Below are 20,526 nucleotides of genomic sequence, written 5' to 3'. Positions count from 1 at the left end.
ATATCATGGAATATATGCCTGAGACTTATCTGTACGCGTTAAGGAATGTCTGTATAATTTAGAACTGTAAGGAAATGAAAATTGCGGAAAGAGGGTGTAATTATAAGTTTCAACTCACTGATCGGTCAAGCTTCTTGGGGCTCGTAATCCAGTAGAAAAATAAAATGGGGGAGAGGATGGAGATGGAAATGAACGGCAAGCCAGATGTGCGGGATTGGTTCCCAAGTGAAGACGGAAATCCGGCACAGCGGAAGCGAATGTTAGATCTGATCGAACAACTGGTTCGCGGCGTGGATGAGTTGAAGGATCCCGATGGCGTTAACCTGAAAGGGGAGAAACGGCGGGATGCCAATTTTTACGGCCGGCTGGCGGCGGAAAGCGTGATCCCCAAAGAAGGTGCTCCGATGGAAAATGTCAACGAAGAGTTACTCAAGTTACTGCACGCCCATCCCTATCATACGAAATACTTTTTTACGAATATTTTGCCGATGGCTTCGATTCCCGGCATGCTGGGGATGCTGACGGCCATGTTGGTCAATGGGAACAACCTTTGGGATGTCTATGGGCCAGCCGGTGCCGAAGCAGAGGTTCGGGTCATCGCCATGATGTCCAAGCTGGTTGGCTACGATGCGGCAACCAGTGGAGGATATACGACATGGGGCGGGCAGGGAGCAGTCTTTTCCGGTCTGCGTATTGCGATTGCCAAAGCGGTGCCGGACGCACTGAAGCGGGGGGTTCCCAACAACCTGTTCGCTTTCTGTTCCGAGGCAGCCCATTACAGCTTGCTCAAATCGGTGGAAGCTACCGGGCTGGGCAGCGATCGACTGGTGAAGGTCAAAACTTTACCTGACAGCTCGATGGACATTGCCGATTTGAAACGGAAACTGGAGACCGTTTCCCGAATGGGGGGCGTGCCGGTATATATCGTAGCTACAACCGGAACGACGGATGCGATTGGGATTGACGATATCAGCCAAATTCGTGCTACCGCGGAGGAAAACGCGGAACGGTTTGGTTTGCCATGCCCGCATATCCATGCGGATTCTGCCCTTGGCGGTTTCTTTGCCTTCTTTAATGACTACGATATGGAACAAAATCCGCTGGGGTTCAGTGAAGGCGTTCTCGCCATGCTGGAGCCGATCCGGCGTAAAATGCAGATGCTCTCGCTCGCGGATTCCCTGTGCTTTGATTTTCAGAAGCTGGGCCAGGCTCCGTATGTCTCCAGTTTGTTCCTCTTGAAAAATGCGGCCGATCTCAAGCTCATGGATCTGGATGCGGAGGATACGCCGTACGTAGGTCACCGGGGATATGGCGAATACCATACCGGCTATACGTTGGAATGCTCCCGGATGGCAAGTTCGATCAGCATGTACAGCTTGTTGCTGTCCTTTGGTACAGAAGGGTATCAGCGCTTGTTGGGGCAGTTCCTGGAAGTGAACCGGGTGTTCCGCGAGCAGCTGATAGCAGAAATTCCGCAGGCGGACATTGCGAATCCAGACAATCCGGGCATCTCTACGCTGATTCGCATCTATTTGCCGGGAAGCCCGAGGTTTGCCGACGAAATCGAGGGGACGTGCTCCGCACGGGAGATCGAGCGCAGCAACCAGCTTAACGAGCGGTTGTTCGAGAAACTGGGGGAACGTCGCGACCGGATGTTCTTTGGTGATACGAAGAAACATCTGTTGGTGGGCTCGTCCGAAGGGCGGGAGATTCCGCTGTACGTGAGCAAATTTTTCGTGATTTCGCCGCATACCCGGCCGGAGCATGTGCATGAAGTCGTGCAGTATTTGAAGGAATGCATAACTGAGGTATGTGAAGCATCTGGCGTACCGGCAGTGAACTAAGCAATGACCTAAACAATGACCGCAACATATTAATCAATCCAGGAGATGAACTCGCAGTGAAAGATAAAATAAAACGTTTACTGTTCGGACATATCTCTTCAAAGATCATGTTAGGTACGACAGGTTTGCTCCTGATCGCGGTGCTTTGCTTCATCGGGCTGCTCACCATCGTGAATTCCACGCTGAGCGGCAAGCTGAAGAACGAGCTGGATCACCGGCTGGAGAGCAATATCCGCATCGTACAAAGCGAATTGGAGCGGATTGAAGGCAATAAGCTGGAAATCGACGGTACCGACAGCCCGCTGTATCAAGAAACCCGTGAAGCGATGGACCGGCTGAAGGAATTATACAATTTGGAGAACGTGTATATTTTGTCCAATGACGGCGGCACGGAGCGTATCATCGCTTTGTCTGACACCGAAGGCGACTATAATATGGAGTATCCGTTTTCTGATGAGATGAAACAGGCCATTACCAACGACCAAGAAACGATTAGCAGCATTTATAAAGATGAGTTTGGCGTACATAAATCGATATTTGTTCCATTAAAAAATGCAAACGGTACGACCACAGGGCTGCTGGGGATCGATCTTGATGCCTCTGTCATCCCGGAAACCGCCTCTGCAGTGCTGCGGTACAGCACCGTGATCACCATTCTCGTTCTCGTCATCGGCTTGCTGTTCGCTTATCTGCTGGGCCGAACGATTGCGAAGCCGATCCGAACGCTGGTGCAGGTGACGGATCGTTTTGCGACCGGGGATTTGACCCAGGAGATCGAAATTCGCAGCCGCGATGAGGTCGGTCGGTTGGCGGAGGCGTTTGATACGATGCGTTCGAATATGAAACAGTTAATCGGTCATATTTCCGCTTCGTCCCTCGAGGTATCGGGAACCAGCGCCCAGTTGATGCAAGTTGCTAAAGAGTCCAGCGAAAGCGCGCAGCAGGTGGCGGTTTCGATGAACAATATGAGTGAAGGCATTAACGAGGTCGTGGAATCGATCACTCATAGCTCCGCCTCGGTGCAGGAAATCCAACAACAGTTAAGCGGCGTTGTCGCCGATGTGAACACGATGCAGTCCATTGCCGAGAAGGTCAGCAAGCAATCGTCCGAGGGCCAAAACATGGTGGACGAGACACTGCGTCATATGAACAAGATCGAACAGGTCATGCAACACTCGGAAACGATGGCCGGACAATTGGAGGATCACTCCCGAGAGATCGGCGAAGTGATCAATATGATTACGGAGATCGCGCAGCAGACGAATCTGTTGGCGTTGAATGCCTCCATCGAAGCGGCGCGCGTTGGCGAAATGGGTCGCGGCTTTGCCGTGGTCGCCGGCGAAGTCCGCAAGCTGGCAGAGCAATCGGCTGAAGCCGCCTCGTCGATTACCGAACTGGTGGCCGGGACGCAGGAAAACAGCCGACTCGTTATAGAAAGCATCGGCGAAGGCAGCCGGGCAATTGAAGAGGGCCAGGAATGGATGAGCAAGACACATCAAAATTTCCGCGAAATCTTTCAGGGCATCAGCGATTTCTCGGCCCGCACCGATCAACTGCTGCAGTCGTTGCTGCTGGTGGAAAACTCCTATCACAGCATTTCCGCCTCGGTACAGCAAATTTCCGGCGTGACCCAAGAGCAGGCCGCTTCTTCCGAGGAGGTCGCAGCCGCGTCTGAACAACAAAGCGCAGCCATGCAGGAAATCGCCGGGGCGATTCGCCAGCTCTCGGTATTGTCTGAGAATTTGCAGCAGGCTGTGGCGATTTTTAAAATTTAAGCAAGATTTGCGTGTTGTTTCAGTGATCCGAAGGTGCCTTTGCCAATCTAGGCTCTGCCTGGATTCGGCGAGGCATCTTCTTTTTTGAAAACAGGAATTCCGAACATTTGTAAAATTAAACAGAAGCATCGTTCGCTTTTTAATTTGACTTTAAAAATGGAGACTGTTAAACTGGTATTGCTGCGTTAAAGCGATAGATGGTCGGATTAACGTTAGCAGCGCGTTTGTGAGCGCGTACAATTATGGAAAAATGTCGGATCAGCCTAAGGATGGCGGCAAGCCATCGGCAAGACGAAGGCTGTCTTTTGCAATGTTCAAATACAGGTGCTTGACGCACCAAGCGGGGGAATGTACATGTCAACGGTAGTCGTTGTAGGAACGCAATGGGGAGACGAAGGTAAAGGTAAAATCACGGATTTCTTGGCGGAAAGCGCCGATGTGGTGGCCCGTTATCAAGGCGGTAACAACGCCGGTCACACCATTCTGATCGACGGCAAGAAGTACAAACTCACCTTGATTCCGTCAGGCATCTTTAATCAAAATAAACGCTGTGTGATCGGCAATGGGGTTGTGATCAACCCGGCTGCCCTGATCGATGAAATCAACTACGTGGAAGAGAACGGGTTTAGCACGAAGAATCTTGTGATCAGCGACCGGGCGCATGTGATTTTGCCGTATCATCTGGTCTTGGATAAGCTGGAGGAAGAACGTAAGGGAGAGAACAAGATCGGAACGACCGGGAAAGGGATCGGGCCGGCGTATATGGACAAAGCTTCCCGCAACGGGATTCGGATCGCGGATTTGATGGACCCAGAGGAGTTTGAAACGAAGCTGCGTCACATCATGAAGGAGAAGAACCATCTGATCGAGACCATTTACGGCGGGCAGCCGCTGGACGTAGAGGAAGTGCTGCAGCAGTATCTGGAATATGCGGAAATCCTGCGTCCGTACGTCGCGGATACGTCGGTGGTTTTGAACAATGCGATCGATGCCGGACAGAAGGTGTTGTTCGAGGGCGCGCAAGGCGTCATGCTCGACATCGACCAAGGGACCTATCCGTTCGTAACCTCGTCCAATCCGTCGGCCGGCGGGGTTTGCAACGGCAGCGGCGTAGGACCTACGAAAATTCATCAGATCATCGGGGTGGCGAAAGCATACACCACCCGTGTCGGCGACGGTCCGTTCCCGACCGAGCTGTTCGACGAAGTGGGCGACATGATTCGTGAGACGGGCCATGAATACGGAACGGTTACCGGGCGTCCGCGCCGGGTAGGCTGGTTCGACAGCGTGGTAGTCCGCCATACGCGCCGCGTCAGCGGCTTGACCGGGCTGTCGCTGAACTCCTTGGACGTGTTGACCGGTCTCAAGACCGTCAAAATCTGCACTGGCTATAAATACCGCGGTGAGATCATTACCCACTATCCGGCTAGTCTCAAGGTGCTTGCTGAATGCGAAGCGGTGTATGAGGAAATGCCAGGTTGGTCGGAGGATATCTCGGGTGCGAAAACGCTGGAGGATCTCCCGGAAACAACCCGGAATTACGTCCGCCGGATCTCGGAATTGACCGGTGTGCCTATCGCGATTTTCTCGGTTGGCCGTAACCGCAGTCAAACCAATCAGGTGTTGCCAATCTACGAATAATTCAATAGATAGACGATTCAGACGATTTCTAAACCGCCGAACGAGCGATGTGTTCATCCTCGGTCGGCGGTTTCTTTTTCGAGTTTCGGTTCCTTGCTTAGGTTGAAATCTGGTTTTGCCGTCCATACTGAAGGTTGAGAGACTAGATTCTTAGGCAGTGGGAGGATACAAACGATGAAATGGTTCGGATGGATCTTGAAATTATGCGTAACGATCGTAGCGGTTAGTTTATTAACTGTGGCCACAACGGGATATATCGTCAATTCGTATATCCAATCTTTACTCAGCAGTTATAACCTGCCGATCACCGCAGAAGCTCCTAGCTTTAGCGGGATGATGAAGGGCATGCTGGGACTAGGCGGTGCCTCAAACCGTACGGATCAGGCAAAAGGTGAGGATAAAGTAGACAACCGTGCGGACAAGACGAAGGACGATGTGGCGGATTCATCCTCTGGCGGCAGTGGAGAGAGTGGTAGCTCCGGGGGGGCGACAACGGGGACGAATGGAACCCCGGCTAGCGGCAAAGATCCAGGCACGGAGGGGAAGGACGCCAACACCACAGATGAAAATGCACCGGAGGATGCTTTGCCGGTGATGGGCGGAATGAGTGGCGGAGAAGCAATGGGCGAGGATCAGCAGGTGGTCGTGACGCCGGATGATCTCGTGGCCAAGAAGAAGGAACTGCCGGATCAGCAGAAGGAGGAAATTTTTGCGATCCTTATGAAGAAGCTGCCACAAGAGGAAATGCAAATGTTGACTGTCGCCCTGGAAGGTGGTTTGACGGAAACGGAAATGATTAACATTGAACAGGTTCTGTCAAAACATTTGGATAAAACGGAATACGCCAAGGTCATGGAATTGTTAAAAAAATAAAATCGCTTTAATTGCCTGATCTAAAGGGAATGTCAGCGCTAACATTCACAGGATTGTAAATTCAATAAACTAGCTTGCTTACTGACCAAACCGTGAGAACCCGCTTGTTAAGCGGGTTCTTTGCTTTTGACCGAAAGTTGATAATTTTCACCCCACTGTGTTAAAGTAATCAATAGTGATTAAAGGTTAAAATTTTGAAACCATTTCAAGTCGAATCGAGTCGATGGATAAAAGGAGATCGGTATGAAAGGTTTTACGGGAAAACGCTGGCAGCTGTGGCGCGTGAACGATTCTCGGACGCAAGAGCAACACAGCCGCCCGGAAAACGATTCAGAGATATCCGAACCAGAGAGCAGGCGAAAATGGCGTGATCTTCTTAAGCCCCGCAAGCTTGTCTTAGCCGGAGCCGCTGTGGTTGTCATTGCCGGAGCGGTCTATTGGGGAGGCCAGCAATACGTTAAGGCGAATACGGTATCTTATTACCGGGTTTACGTCGGCGGGAAAGAAATTGGCACGATCGCAAGTGAATCGCAATTACAGGCTCTGATTGCACGTAAGGAGCAGGAATATAAGCAAAAATATCCGGATGTGGAGATGGCAGTGAATACCGAGGGCATCACCATCAAGCCGGAGCAGGCCTACAAGGCTGACGTGGATGCGGAGTCTACGCTCGACGAGCTGTACGGGATGCTAACCGGGTACGCCAAAGGTGTGGAGCTGAAGGTGGACGGCAAAGTGATCGCCGTGGTGAAGGACCAGGCGGCCGCCCGAGAGGTTCTGGAACAGGTGAAATCGAAATATGCACCGGATGTGGCTGTCAGCACGCTGGCTGCTAAAGTGAAACGAACTGGCGGGAGTAAGTCAGCCCAAGCGAAAACAAAGGCCTCCAGCGCAACGTTGGAAACGGTGGAAATCGCTGAAGACGTGAATCAGGGAGAGATCAAGGCCGATCCGAACAAGGTGATGAGTCCAGAGGAAGCGGTACGAAAGATCCTTCAAGGGGACGAGGCAGCAATTCAATATGAAGTCCAGGAAGGGGATACGATCTCGTCGATCGCGGCCCGTTTTGGTGTGTCACAGAAGGAGTTGTTTGCGAACAATCCCGGGATTGAAGAGCTGACGCTGCAAATTGGAACGTTGCTCAACGTGAAGGCGGTGCAGCCGGCCCTAACGGTTCGTACGGTGGAGCATGTAACAGAGGAAATTGTTACGGAACCGCAGGTGATCATTAAGAAGAATGCCAGTATGCGCGCAGGAGAAACGAAAGTGATTTCTCCAGGTTCCAGCGGCCTCAAGACCATGGAGTACAGGATCACGAAGGAAAACGGCATCGTGGTCAATGAAGAATGGCTGGGCCAGGAAGTCACGAAGAAGTCTTCGCCGAAGATCGTTGTACGCGGCACGAAGGTTGTGTTGGGTGAGGGCACCGGGCAGTTTGCTTGGCCGGTATCCAGCGCGAAAATGACAAGCAGTTACGGCGAACGTTGGGGACGGACGCATAAAGGCGTTGATTTGGTCTCCTCCAACCGCAGCATCTTAGCCGCCGATGACGGCGTCGTTTCCTTCGTTGGGACGAAATCGGGTTACGGCAACTGCATCATCATCGACCACAAGAATGGCTATGAAACGTTGTACGGTCATTTAAGCAAAATCAGCGTGAAGAAAGGTCAAGTCGTCGAGAAGGGCGACAAGATTGGCGTCATGGGCAGCACCGGGCGTTCGACCGGCACGCATTTGCATTTTGAGATTCATAAGAACGGCAGCATTCAGAATCCGTTGAAATATCTATAAGATGTGAGTCCGTCTCCTGTAAGGGAGATGGGCTTTTTTTGTGGATTTTGGCGGGTATAGGTTTTGGCTCCCTTTCTTTGAGGATTATCCCGTTGCATCAGGCGGTGGAAATAAGGGCAATAGGTATACAGGGAGGAGATGAACGCGTGCAGTCAATCGTTACCGTCTCCGAAGATAGCTGATGCGGTGCCAGATATGGTAAGATAGAGGGAGCAAAAGCCCATGGCTGAAAGTTGGGGTGAACTTGATTCATGCAAGGAAAAATTCTAGTCGTGGATGACGAGAAACCCATTGCGGATATTTTAAAATTTAACCTGGAGAAAGAAGGCTATGAGGTCGTGCTTGCCTTCGACGGGATTGAGGCCACTCAGCTGGCCTTCTCCGAACAACCGGATTTGATTCTGCTCGACTTGATGCTGCCTGGCAAGGATGGAATGGACGTATGCCGGGAGGTGCGGGCGAAGCTCGAGACTCCGATCATCATGCTGACTGCGAAGGACGGAGAGATCGATAAGGTGCTGGGCCTAGAGCTGGGCGCTGACGATTATGTGACCAAGCCTTTCAGTACCCGCGAACTGTTAGCTCGAGTGAAGGCGCAGATGCGGCGTCAGCAGAAGGCTGCCGCGGCGGCCGAAGGTGCAGAGGACACGAAGCAGGGCATCAGTCTGTTCGAGTTGTTTATCGACACGGATATGTATACGGTCTATAAGAACGGCGAGCCGCTGGACCTGACACACCGGGAGTTTGAGCTAATGCATTATCTGGTGAAGAACTCCGGTAAAGTGATGACCCGCGAACACTTGCTGCAAGCGGTATGGGGCTTTGAGTATTTTGGTGATGTTCGCACGGTGGACGTGACGATTCGCCGCTTGCGCGAGAAGATCGAGAAGGACCCCAGCAAGCCGGAATACATTTTGACGCGGCGCGGGTTGGGGTATATGATGCGGAGCTCCAAGGCGGGTGGACTCTAGAATGAATCTGCCCTCTTTTTTTCGCACGATCCAGGCAAAACTGATTATTATTTACGTGCTGCTCATCCTGATTGCCATGCAGCTGATCGGGGTGTATTTCGTGAGCGCGATGAAGACCTCGCTGACCAGCAACTTCACCAAGGAGCTGCAGGAGCGAGCGGAGCTGCTCTCCGTGTTGGCGGCACAAAACCTGGGCGTGACTGGAGAGTCGGCGGAGGAATCGTTAGAGAATTTGCGTGTATTGGTTAACAACTTGTTTAATATCGGCGGGGCCGAGATTCAGGTGCTGGATGCGAGCGGCAAGGTGCTGACGACGTCCAAGCCGTCCCATGCCGATTACGTGGGCACGAAGAACACGCAGACGGTGGTGAGCCGGGCCCTGCAAGGCATCCGCGATAATGAGGAGTACATCATCGACGAGGACAACGTCCGGAAGAAGGTCGTCGCCAAGCCGGTCGTCAGCGGCGGAAAGATCGTTGGCGCCATTTACATTGCCGCGTCGATGAGCGAGCTGTACAGTACGATGGAGCGGATCAACAATATTTTTATCTCCGGGATCTTGTTGGCGCTGGGATTAACGGCGGTGTTGGGCGTGATTTTGGCGCATACGATCACCTCGCCGATTAAGGAGCTGACGCGGCGGGCGACGGCGGTGGCCGAAGGGCAGTTCCATCAGAAAATGCCGGTGCTTGGCAATGACGAGATCGGTCAGCTTAGCAAGGCGTTTAACTATATGACCAGCCGGCTGCGCGATGCGCTGGCGCAGAACGAGGAAGAGAAGGAGAAGCTCGCTTCGATCCTCACGAACATGAGCGACGGGGTGATCGCCACCGACGAGACCGGCCGGGTCATCCTGATGAACCGGCGTGCGAGCGAGATGCTGGGGACATCGGATAAGGATCTCGATCGGGCCGATATCATGTCGCTGTTGAACCTCCCAGATGAGGAGCGGGACGTGCTGGAGCAAGGAACGATGCATTCGACGATCCTGGAGAATACCGGGCCGGACGGTGACGTCTTCCTGATCCGGGTGACGTTTACACCGATCCATCGGCGGGAAATCGGGATCATTGGCACGATCGCCGTCCTCCAGGACGTTACCGAGCAAGAGAAGCTGGAGGCGTCGCGGCGGGAGTTTGTCGCGAACGTATCGCATGAGCTGCGGACGCCGCTGACGACGATCAAGAGCTATACCGAGGCGCTGGAGGATGGCGCGATGGAGGATCCAGAGCTTGGACCGCGGTTCGTGTCCGTGATTCAGAGCCAGACCGAGCGGATGATCCGTCTGGTCACAGATCTACTGCATTTGTCGCGGTTCGACTCGCATGAGGCCGAACTGCGAAAGCAGCCGACGAACGTGATGGAGATGCTGGAGGATGTGGTGGATCGGTTTTCTTTTCAGATGCAGGAGAAAGAGATCAAGCCCACGTTGTTTATTGCCAGTGACGTGGACACGGCCTGGATTGACCGCGACCAGATTGACCAAGTGCTGGACAATCTGTTCTCCAATGCGATGAAATATACGCCGGAGGGCGGCGTCATAGCGCTAGAAGCTCGCTTAACCGATGACCGCCAACTGGCCATTTCAGTGCAGGATAACGGGATCGGGATTCCAAAGAAGGACCTGGACCGGATTTTTGAACGGTTCTATCGCGTGGATAAGGCGCGTTCACGGAATATGGGCGGGACGGGCCTCGGCCTATCCATTGCCCGGGAAATCGTAAAAGCCCACGGCGGGACCATATCTCTGCAGTCCGAATTGGGCAAAGGGACGAAGGTGACTTTTACGTTGCCGGCGGAGAAGCCAGGAGGTGAAGCGCAGTGAAAGAGAAGGTCAAATCGCTGACGCTGACCTTGCTGGTCGCGTGCAGTTTGGTACAGAGTTATTTTCTTATCTATCAGTTGCCGGGCAGCAATCCGGTGGTTAAGTCCGGGAGTGACTATATCCGTACGGAGAACATGGGGACAACCCTGGAAGCGGATGCGATGCTCTTTCCGGCGCAAATCGTCGTGCATTTGGGCGAGGAACGGCACACTGTGTTCTATCCGGATTCGACATTCTACAAGTTGATTTACAGTCGGCTGAAGGGCCGTCAGTTTGATGGGTTCCAGCGCTATGACATCGATAATATGAAATGGACGGAAATTCGCAGTCAGAATATCGGTGTGGAACTGGACTTTGGCGGAGGCGTTCCTGTGGAGCTGCTGCAGAAGGTGATGCAGATCGCACCGGACCCGTTGTTTGACGCGGAGAGCGTGAACCGGTTGATGATCTTTAACTCGGGCAGCGACGACCAGGTGCGGGTGTTCTTCTTTAGCTCGCGAGGCGATGTGGTCTACGAGGCAACGAAAGCCGACTTGACGGTGCAGGACGTGCAGCAACAGGTGGATTTCGGTAAGGATTGGGTGCCGTACACGTTAACGGATGGGTATTATGTCCCCGAGAAGTCGATTGATTTGGTTGAAACCGGCTTGAACATCGGGTTATATACGACGGAGCAGATGCAGCGAAGCTTGTTCTTTGATCCGAGCATCACCCGGTACATCCGGGAGAAAGACGGCTCCGAAATCTACACCGACAGTAAACGCAGCCTTCAGGTCAAGCAGAACCGAAACTGGATCAACTACACCGATCCGGCCGCACCTTCAGCGGGCGAGAACAGCCCAAGCAAGAACGTGCTGTCGGCGATTGACTTCGTCAACCAACATGGCGGCTGGAATGGAACTTACCGGTTGGAGCAAACGACGGAAGGCGTTGAGGAAGACCAGCATCGGGTGGTGTTCCAGCAGTATTACGGCACAGGGCAATTTGGCTCATTCCCGATCCTTGACCTGTCGACGTTCCATTACGGAGCGATCTCGTTGGAAATGCGTCAAGGCACCATCACCGGCTATGAACGGTCGTTGATTTACGGCTCCGGCGGCAATTGGGAGAAGAAAGTCGTCTCTCTGCCCGGCGGCAAGGCGTTGCGGGAGAGCATCGCGGCGCTGAAGGCGGAAGCGCGTATTGCTAACTTGTATCCGGCCTACCTGCCCTCACTCACCGAGCAAGGGCTGCTGTTGAAGCCAACTTGGGTTGTTGAGCTCAGCAACGGTGCGACTCGGGTGCTCACCTTGGAAGCGGTGGAGAAGGCAGGAGCAGATGTGGAGGAAGCTGATGAGACTGACGAAGCTGGGGATGGCTCCAGCACGGCTGCGAATTAGTGCTCCCATGGGGTTGTGTGATGCCGAGGCAGATGTTCATGGTTGGTGCTGGTGGTAGGGTGAAGGTAGTGTAGGTCTGAGATGTAGACGATAAACACGTTCTTCTAACGGACTCAGGCGCCGTTATTAGGACGAAAACTTGATGGCTCTTCACGCTAACGGCCCCAGAAGACGCTATTCGGTTGATACGATAGCAATGTACTTCACTTGAGGGGCAATAAGGTCACTGGAGTCCGTTCGGTTGGGAAATCGTCGGGAAAACCATCATTAACGTCACTACGGTCCGTTAAATTGATGTGAACATGATTTTAACGAAAGGGGGGGGGAACCATGGATTGGGGACGGGCGAAAAACGTGTTGATTTACGCCTTCTTGTTGCTGAATCTGGTGTTGGGTTATCAACTGTGGAACGACCTGCGGGAGCAGGCCGACTCCAACCTGGATATCACCGCCCTGGAAAATAACACGCAGCAGGCAATGGACGAGAAGAACATTCGCGTGCTGGCCAAAATTCCGACGGAAACGCCGGAGCTGCCCAAAATCGCTTACCGTTTCCTAGACGATGCGCAAAGCGGCAAGATGGTCGAGTTGCCGGTGCCGGTGGACAGCAGGTTGATTTTTTCGCCGCGGGAGTTAGCAGCTGCACTCAAGGGCAGCATCCCGGACATCGGGGATTACCGCTATGATGAAGTAGCGAGCAGCGCCGACGTGTTCGTTCTGCACCCGCTGGTGGACGGGAAATGGCCGCTTTTCAAAATCGAGCTTAAGCTGCTAGGCAGCAATCAGAAGATCATTTCGTACCAGCGTCGGGCGATTGAGATCAGTTATCCGGAGGAGGAGAAGCCGCAGCGTGTGCTCTCCGCCTCCAAGGCGCTGGGCAACCTGATTGAGAATTTCTTGCCGGAAGGCTCGGTGGTCACGGAGGTTGAACTGGGTTATTACGGCGAGGTGTTCGATTCGGACGCGCATCTGCCGGCAGCTCCGGCGTGGCGATTTATGCTGGAGAGCGGTAAGGAGTATTACGTACAGGGCATCAGCGGTGATGTCATTAGTCCGAATACAGAGAAAACGAAGGAGTAATGGGAGACTATGGGGATCCGATTTTCGGTGCTGTCGAGCGGTTCGACGGGAAATGCAACACTGGTGGCCAATGGGGAAGTCACACTGATGATTGATGCCGGCTTTAGCGCCAAACGCATCGAGGAGCTGATGATGGAGCGCGGGGTAAGCGGGCAGGATTTGACAGGCATTCTGGTTACGCATGAGCATTCGGACCATATCAAAGGTTTAGGTGCGGTGGCGCGAAAATACAATCTGCCGGTATACGCCAACGAGAAGACGTGGGCCGCTATGGAAAAGGCGATTGGGAACCTCGCGGATGACCAACGCTGTATCCTGGGGACCGGGGAAACCCGTGATTTCGGCTCGCTTCGCGTAGAGTCGTTCGCCATCTCGCATGACGCTGCCGAGCCGGTGGGCTACAACTTCTACGACGGCAAGGAGAAGCTGAGCGTATGCACCGACCTGGGCTATGCCAGCGACAAGGTGAAGGAAGCAATATATGATGCCGATGTGCTGGTGCTTGAGGCGAACCACGATATCGAGATGTTGCGGATGGGACGATATCCGTGGAACATCAAGCGGCGCATCCTCGGCGACTTGGGTCACTTGTCCAACGACGCGACCGGGGAACTGATGAGCGAAATTCTGAACGGCCGTCTGAAACGGACGTATCTGGCTCACCTCAGCCGCGAGCACAATATGCTTGATCTAGCCAGGATGGCGGTTCGCAGCGCCATGGAGGATCGCGGTTGCTTCTTCAAAGACAGTGAGTTCAAGCTATGCGACACGTACTATGATCGGCCGACGCCATGGGATGTGGTAAGCGAACGGTAGGCGGCGGGAGGATCGGTGGCTGACAAGTGTCAAGCGGGGGCTTTCGCTGAAATCGATATGATTTTTCGAGTAGATTGTGTTACGGATCGAGGAGAACGTTGAATTGTACTCGATTTTTCATATAGAATTCGGTCGATTGCCCTTCTGAGGCGAGAATGTGTATGAAAAATCGAATAGATTCGGTCGAAATCGCCGAAAATGGCGAATTGTATTTGATTTTTCGCGTACATTTACATTTACTAATTGCGAAGACAAGAAGACCGCCTGGTTGGGATGGCATCCCTCAGGCGGTCTTTGTATTATAGTTCCCACCCTGGCAAATACGCCTTGGTGTTGTTCAGCATGGTGGTGAACAGCTCCTCTGCTTGCGAAGGCGTCAGGGTGGAGAGCAGCGGATCGTTCAGGAAGGCGCGGAAGGCCAAGTCGCGATCCTTGGTTAAGGCAGCTCTCAGAATCGTCTCCTGGTTGTAGACGTGCCGGCTCACCAGATTGTTGATGTCCTCCGGTAAGCTGCCCGCCATCACCGGCTGGACGCTGTTCGCGCTAAATACGGCGTTCGTCTCCACAACGGCGTTCAGCGGCAGCGAAGCCACTTGACCGAGGTTCGGCAGGTTGACGTTGGTGATCAACGGAGCACTGACGCCGGTCAAGCTGAGCAGCATCGCGATTCCTTCCTCGCCGCTAGATTTGAGCGAAAATGTCTCTTCGCCGGCAACCAGTCGCCGGCTGCGCTCCCGCAGCTTCTGCAGATTGTTAATCCGCCAATCGACGGTGGTCAGGCCGAACTTCCATTGTTTTACGTGCTCGGGGCTCCGTAGATACCAGGTGTTTGGCATAAATTCGGCTAAATGGCGGTCACCCGCAGCGGCGATCAGGCCGAAGCGGCGGAACAGATCGAAATGAATACGGTTCGCGGAGGCGAAGCTGTTGTTCATCCAATGGTCTTTATGCCCATGGGTGCTAAAACCTTCTTCAGCATACTTCTCGGCAAAAGCCTGATACAGCGGGAACAGATCAGTACCGCGATAGGAAGCGCGGTCCAGCCAGGTGAAATGGTTAATCCCCAGCACGTTCACCTCGATCTCTTGGCGGCGGACATCGGTCACTCCCGCCATGTCTTCAAGCATTTCTGCCAGCAGTTCCTGCGTGCCGAAGACCTCGTGGCAGCAGCCAAAGGCTTTGATGCCCGGGAAGACTTCGTACAGCGTGCGGGTCAATACGCTCATCGGGTTCGTGTAGTTAATCACCCAAGCGTTGGGTGCATGATCGCGAATGGCCTCAGCGATTTCTACGTACATTGGGATGCTGCGCAGCGCACGTATCGTTCCGCCCGGGCCGACGGTATCGCCGACAGATTGATAGATGCCGTAAGCCTCCGGCGCATGCACGTCGGAGCGCATCTCCTCGAACGTTCCGGGAAGGATGGAGATGATCACGAAGTCGGCACCCTTCAGCGCTTCTGGCAGGGTCTGCACCGCTTCATAACGCCAGCGGCCCACTGCATCCGGATGATCTTGCAAACGGTTACCAATGATCTCATTCGCTTGGGCTGCCGCAAAGTCGATATCGTATAGGGCTACATGTCCCGAAAGCGCCGGTTCCAGAGCCAAGTCGCTCATTAACCCCCAGGCCCAGCCGCGGGAACCGCCGCCGATATAGGCGATTTTCAAATGTTTGACCGTGGTGGCTTCTTGCATATCGTTCACTCCCTTGATTGATGTTACAATAAACATAGAGCAAAAATAGAAAGGTTACTGCACCAATTTTGTTGATTTGAGCGGATATTCTACATTTTTTGCTGTCGTTAGATGCGCGTGGTGGGAGGGAGCAGAATGACGTTGGAAGGACAATTAGCACCGATTCGCCGGAGGCTGTTTATCGAAGCGGCGAAGCAACCCGGGCGGTTCTCGATGGATGGGGAGCATTTTCACGATGCTTGGGAGATTTATTATCTGGTATCCGGTGAACGGTGTTACTTCATCAAGGATCAAATCTATCGCATCAGCGCGGGCGATCTCGTGTTGATCCCGGTGAATGTCCTGCATAAGACGTCACCCGCGGGGAAGCTGTCGCAGCCACATGAGCGGATTCTGGTGAACTTCCGTACGGAGGTGGTAAACGCGTTGCTGCCCGGAAGGGAGGAAGCGCTGGAGCAACTTTTTGTAAGGTACCCAGTTCTTCGTTTAAACGCCGAGGAGCAGCAGCTTGTGCAACCGCTGTTCGCTCGTATGCTGGCAGAGCAGAAGCAGCAGGCCGTTGGATATGAGGAATATTGCCAACTGCTGTTGGCGGAGTTGCTGCTTCACCTGCTTCGCATGGCGAACGGCCGGCCGAGTTATGATGGGGAAGACGGGGGCGAACAGCGCCCCTATCGGGAAATCGCCGAAGTGGCCCGCTACATCAATACGCATTATGACGAGAATCTCAGCCTAAGTGAACTCGCCGATCGCTTTCATCTCAGCCCATACTACCTCAGCCATCTGTTCCCCAGAGTCACCGGACTGACGTTGGTCGCTTACATCAACCGCGTTCGGATCGAGGAGGCATGCGCACTGCTGCGCGAAACGGAGCTGCCCGTGACCGAAATCGCATACCGCGTTGGCTATCAAAGCGGCACTCACTTCGGCCGCGTGTTTAAGAAGGCCAAGGCGGTATCGCCACAAAGCTACCGGCGCGAGCAGCGGATGTTTAGCGGCGGAGCGGGAGTGCGGTAAAAATAAAACCCCTCCGTCTGTCTATAGACGGAAGGGTTTGGTGCGTACTTAAGAGACGGTCAGGCTTGCTTATTAAACGGTGGGATAGGGGGGCGGGGTCATGAAGCCGTCGATTTCGAGCGCTTTTTTCTCGATTTCCTCCCGGGTTAAGATCCCCTTCTCTATAAGCAGCTCCATAATAGCGCTTAAAGTCACCAGCTGGTGATAATGCTCCTCCTTCATATCCGCCAGCTTGGCGAGCACATTCACTTCATTCATCGGTGTGGAATAATAGGAATCCATGGTTTACCTCCCTCAGATGACCGTACAAGGCGCACGGTGATGATGTTTCTTCGCTTGGTCTGCGATGATGTAGCCAGCGGAAGTTGGTTAAAATTGCCGTCATTTCTCTGTTCAATTTCTGCTTCTAAACCATCAAAATATGGTAAAATGAATCTATCAATCTATCGCATTAATACAGTGTAGTCAGGTGTATGGTCAAACATTCCAGTTTTCAGTAAAAAAAGCGGCAAACTTCTCAAATTTCAGGCAACCTATCTTCGGTTCATGGCGTTAATAAAAGTAAGGCTACACATGAATATGGCTTTGCTGTGACGGCATAAAGTTGAAGGGGACCTGTGCCTGGGGCAGATGGCATGTGATGATGCCGGTCCTTTTGGGAAGCATGATGGAGGGGGAGAATAGAGATGGGATGGTTTGACGATGACTTTTATTCCACCAAAGTTCCGGGGCGTATGCGGTTGTCCGAAGGCGGTAGCTTGCGGCGTTGGCGCGGAAGGTCGCGCAGGCATCGCCTGGAGCTGTCCACGTTACAGATCTCTTTAATCTCTTCCGTTCTTAGTGCGGTCGTGGCCGTGCTGTTATTCAGTTTCATTACGGGGCTTCCTTCCTCATCGAACCGACATGTGGCAACCAGCAGTGCAGTGTTGCTGTCGGATACCGGCGATCCTTTCGATCGGATCAGCTCTGCGGCGGCCAAGGTTGCACCTGCTGTGGTGAGCATCCTCAATCATGGAGAGTTGTCGGATGGCGATCCGGAGCAGGCGGCGCTGGGTTCGGGCGTGATTTTCAAGAAAGAAAAAGGGAAGGCCTTCATTATAACGAATACGCATGTCATTAGCGGTGCAAGTGATCTGGAAATTGTGACAAGCGACGGATCCTCACGTAAAGCCGAGGTTATCGGACAGGATTCGATCAACGATATTGCGGTGCTGGCCATCGACGGACAAGGTATCGATACGGTGATCGAGCTTGGCGATTCGAAGAAATTGCGGGCCGGGGAAACGGTCATTGCTGTCGGCAATCCGCTGGGTCTTGGAGGGACGCTGACCTCCGGGATCGTGAGCTACACCAGCCGGATGATCCCGGTGTCGCTGAACCAGGATGGTGTGTACGATTGGGAGCAGGAAGTGATCCAGACGGACGCGGCTATTAATGAGGGCAACAGCGGCGGAGCGCTGGTTGATCTGAACGGTCGGCTGATCGGCATCAATACGATGAAGATTTCCGATACGGGCGTTGAAGGATTGGGTTTTGCCATTCCGGTCAATGAAGTCATGAAGACGGTCGACGATTTACTCCTGCACGGGAAGGTAGTTCGTCCTTATATGGGCGTCTACACGTTGGACCTCAACAACCGCTATTCTCCGATTACTGACGAGCAGCGCCAAGATCTCAACCTGCCGAACCATGTCACCGCAGGGGTGATCGTCTTGGAGGCGCATGGCCCGGCACTGAAAGCGGGATTGAAATTAAACGATGTCATTACCCAACTCGATAAGCAACCGATCAAATCGACGTTAGAGTTACGCCGGTATTTGTATGAGCATAAGAAGATCGGGGATGAGTTGGAGGTTACGTATTACCGTGACGGCAACTTAGAGAAAGTAACCCTGGAGCTGACCGATAAGCCGTCGGATACGGAAATCGAACAAGGGTTAGACGATAACGAATAAAGCATATTTCATGGAGAGATTCCGAAGTCATGACAGACGTTAGTATAGAAGCGACTGGAGTGGGGGAGGAATCTCTTTTTTTGCGGGAGCTGAAGGAGGATGGAGATGAGCAGTGCCTTTTCGTTTTCGGGTAAGCATCGGCGTCACCTGTTAGAGCAAATGGCGGGTTCCACGGAGCCGCTGGACCTATTGGTCGTGGGCGGCGGAATTACCGGAGCTGGAATCGCCCTCGATGCAGTTGCGCGGGGAATGCGGGTAGGTCTGGTAGAGATGCAGGACTTTGCCGCGGGAACGTCAAGCCGTTCGACAAAGTTGGTCCATGGCGGCTTGCGTTACCTGAAGCAGCTGGAGATCGGTGTGGTGGCGGAGGTAGGACGTGAGCGGGCGATCGTTTACGAGAACGGTCCGCATGTGACCACGCCGGAATGGATGCTGCTGCCGATTTATCGGGGTGGGACGTTTGGCCGGTTCAGCACGTCGTTGGGGCTGCGGGTGTACGACTTCCTCGCGGGGGTGAAGCGCGGGGAACGGCGCAGCATGTTGTCGGCAGCGGAGACGTTAGCGAAAGAGCCGCTGCTGAAGCAAGACGGTCTGCTGGGCGGCGGGTACTATGTGGAGTACCGTACGGATGACGCCCGCCTGACCCTTGAAGTGCTTAAGGAAGCAGCGGCCCGTGGGGCGATGGCGGTCAACTATGCCAAGGTGACCGGGTTCCGGTACGAAGGCGCGCAGCTGGTGGGCGCTGAGGTGACGGATCTGGCCGGGGGGCGGACGTATGAACTGCGCGCCCGGAAGATCGTCAATGCAGCAGGCCCGTGGGTGGATGCGCTGCGCGAGATGGACGGGTCGAAGCAGGGGAAAATGCTGCAGCTGACCAAAGGCGTGCACCTGGTGTTCGACCAGGGGCGGTTTCCGTTGCGGCAGGCGGTGTATTTTGATACGCCGGATGGCCGTATGGTGTTTGCGATTCCGCGCGATGGCAAGACCTACGTAGGCACAACGGACACGGTGTACCATGGCGAGATCCATCATCCGCGGATGACAGAGGCAGATCGCGATTATATCTTGAATGCGATTAATGGCATGTTCGCTGGGCTGGCGATCACGGCAGCAGACGTGGAGTCCAGCTGGGCCGGCGTGCGTCCGCTCATCTACGAGGAAGGCAAATCGCCTTCGGAAATTTCCCGTAAGGATGAAATTTGGGAGTCGGCGTCCGGCCTGATCACGATTGCCGGCGGCAAGCTGACCGGCTACCGCAAGATGGCGGAGCTGGTCGTGGACCGGGTGGCCGCCAAGCTGAAGCGGGAATACGGCCAGAGCTTCACGCCTTGCGCAACCCGGCTGCTGCCCATCTCCGGCGGGCAGGTGGGCGGCTCACAAGGGTTGCCTGGCTTCGTGGCGCGCAAGGCACTGGAAGCGGCAGAGCGCGGCATTCCGCAGGATCTTGCGGCCAAATGGGCGGCCAGATACGGCTCCAACGTAGACCGGCTGCTGGCTATAGCCGATGATGCGGTGACTGCGGGTGTGCCTGCTGATACGGCCGGTGGCGGTGGAGCTCAGCTCCCGCTGGAAGTAGCGGTTCCGCTGCGGTATGCCCTGGAAGCGGAGATGGCGATGACGCCGGTGGATTTTTTTGTTCGGAGAACGGGTGCTTTGTTATTTGACATCGCTTGGGTGCGGCGGTGGAAGGTACCGGTCCTCGATGAGATGGCCCAGTATTTCGACTGGCCGGAGGACGTGAAGCGCCGGCGGGCGGAGGAATTGGAGCAAGCGTTGACGGAGGCAGTTTTCCCTATAAACGATGAGTAAATCATTTGATAATCAGCATGTAAATGCAAATAAATGTAAAAAACTGCTGCAAG

Annotated in this window: 15 protein-coding genes; 13 read left to right on the top strand and 2 right to left on the bottom strand. The window is 53.9% G+C overall.

Annotated features, from left to right (window positions below):
- Positions 1 to 182 precede the first annotated feature (182 nt).
- The 10 genes from C812_RS20460 to C812_RS20415 all read left to right on the top strand — a co-directional run bounded on the left by C812_RS20460 (position 183) and on the right by C812_RS20415 (position 13,995).
- Complete coding sequence (locus C812_RS20460; protein WP_016314556.1) at positions 183 to 1,844, top strand: pyridoxal phosphate-dependent decarboxylase family protein; 1,662 nt, start codon at positions 183 to 185, stop codon at positions 1,842 to 1,844.
- Positions 1,845 to 1,951: 107 nt separating this feature from the next.
- Entirely contained in the window at positions 1,952 to 3,619 is a 1,668-nt protein-coding gene (locus C812_RS20455) for a methyl-accepting chemotaxis protein (protein ID WP_051135034.1), read from the top strand.
- 354 nt (positions 3,620 to 3,973) lie between these two features.
- Positions 3,974 to 5,260: an adenylosuccinate synthase gene (locus tag C812_RS20450; RefSeq protein WP_016314554.1), complete on the top strand. Its 1,287-nt coding sequence runs from the start codon at positions 3,974 to 3,976 to the stop codon at positions 5,258 to 5,260.
- A 174-nt stretch (positions 5,261 to 5,434) separates the two neighbouring features.
- Complete coding sequence (locus C812_RS20445) at positions 5,435 to 6,133, top strand: hypothetical protein (RefSeq protein ID WP_016314553.1); 699 nt, start codon at positions 5,435 to 5,437, stop codon at positions 6,131 to 6,133.
- A 243-nt stretch (positions 6,134 to 6,376) separates the two neighbouring features.
- Positions 6,377 to 7,924 (top strand): M23 family metallopeptidase, encoded by a 1,548-nt coding sequence (locus C812_RS20440; protein ID WP_016314552.1) that lies wholly within the window; start codon positions 6,377 to 6,379, stop codon positions 7,922 to 7,924.
- A 251-nt stretch (positions 7,925 to 8,175) separates the two neighbouring features.
- The gene (gene yycF / locus C812_RS20435; RefSeq protein WP_028539288.1) at positions 8,176 to 8,895 is read left to right on the top strand and encodes a response regulator YycF; all 720 of its coding nucleotides are present in this window, start codon (positions 8,176 to 8,178) and stop codon (positions 8,893 to 8,895) included.
- 1 nt (position 8,896) lies between these two features.
- Complete coding sequence (gene walK, locus C812_RS20430; RefSeq protein ID WP_016314550.1) at positions 8,897 to 10,720, top strand: cell wall metabolism sensor histidine kinase WalK; 1,824 nt, start codon at positions 8,897 to 8,899, stop codon at positions 10,718 to 10,720.
- Positions 10,717 to 12,099 carry a YycH family regulatory protein gene (locus tag C812_RS20425; protein ID WP_016314549.1) on the top strand — a complete coding sequence of 461 codons (1,383 nt, stop codon included), beginning with the start codon at positions 10,717 to 10,719 and terminating at the stop codon, positions 12,097 to 12,099. The genes walK and C812_RS20425 overlap by 4 nt, the downstream gene beginning before the upstream one ends.
- A 330-nt stretch (positions 12,100 to 12,429) precedes the next feature.
- A complete protein-coding gene (gene yycI / locus C812_RS20420) occupies positions 12,430 to 13,179 on the top strand; it encodes a two-component system regulatory protein YycI (protein ID WP_016314548.1) in 750 nt (249 codons plus the stop codon).
- Between the two features lie 9 nt (positions 13,180 to 13,188).
- Positions 13,189 to 13,995, top strand: coding sequence for an MBL fold metallo-hydrolase (locus C812_RS20415; protein WP_016314547.1), 807 nt, complete (start codon positions 13,189 to 13,191; stop codon positions 13,993 to 13,995).
- 299 nt (positions 13,996 to 14,294) lie between these two features.
- On the opposite strand, the gene C812_RS20410 is transcribed toward C812_RS20415, so the two are convergent.
- Positions 14,295 to 15,692 (bottom strand): family 4 glycosyl hydrolase, encoded by a 1,398-nt coding sequence (locus tag C812_RS20410; RefSeq protein WP_016314545.1) that lies wholly within the window; start codon positions 15,690 to 15,692, stop codon positions 14,295 to 14,297.
- A 135-nt stretch (positions 15,693 to 15,827) separates the two neighbouring features.
- Between C812_RS20410 and C812_RS20405 the strand changes: the two genes are divergently transcribed.
- Entirely contained in the window at positions 15,828 to 16,709 is an 882-nt protein-coding gene (locus C812_RS20405; RefSeq protein ID WP_016314544.1) for an AraC family transcriptional regulator, read from the top strand.
- 72 nt (positions 16,710 to 16,781) lie between these two features.
- Here C812_RS20405 and C812_RS20400 read toward each other — a convergent pair whose 3' ends face one another.
- Positions 16,782 to 16,991: a hypothetical protein gene (locus C812_RS20400; protein WP_016314543.1), complete on the bottom strand. Its 210-nt coding sequence runs from the start codon at positions 16,989 to 16,991 to the stop codon at positions 16,782 to 16,784.
- A gap of 404 nt (positions 16,992 to 17,395) precedes the next feature.
- On the opposite strand from C812_RS20400, the gene C812_RS20395 reads away from it, so the two are divergent.
- Together C812_RS20395 and C812_RS20390 are read left to right on the top strand one after the other, a co-directional pair.
- Positions 17,396 to 18,664 carry a S1C family serine protease gene (locus C812_RS20395; RefSeq protein WP_016314542.1) on the top strand — a complete coding sequence of 423 codons (1,269 nt, stop codon included), beginning with the start codon at positions 17,396 to 17,398 and terminating at the stop codon, positions 18,662 to 18,664.
- A gap of 105 nt (positions 18,665 to 18,769) precedes the next feature.
- The gene (locus C812_RS20390; RefSeq protein ID WP_016314541.1) at positions 18,770 to 20,473 is read left to right on the top strand and encodes a glycerol-3-phosphate dehydrogenase/oxidase; all 1,704 of its coding nucleotides are present in this window, start codon (positions 18,770 to 18,772) and stop codon (positions 20,471 to 20,473) included.
- Positions 20,474 to 20,526 lie beyond the last annotated feature (53 nt).

Source organism: Paenibacillus barengoltzii G22 (assembly GCF_000403375.2).
In the GTDB taxonomy this organism is placed as follows: domain Bacteria; phylum Bacillota; class Bacilli; order Paenibacillales; family Paenibacillaceae; genus Fontibacillus; species Fontibacillus barengoltzii.
This window is presented reverse-complemented; position numbering and strand designations above follow the sequence as displayed.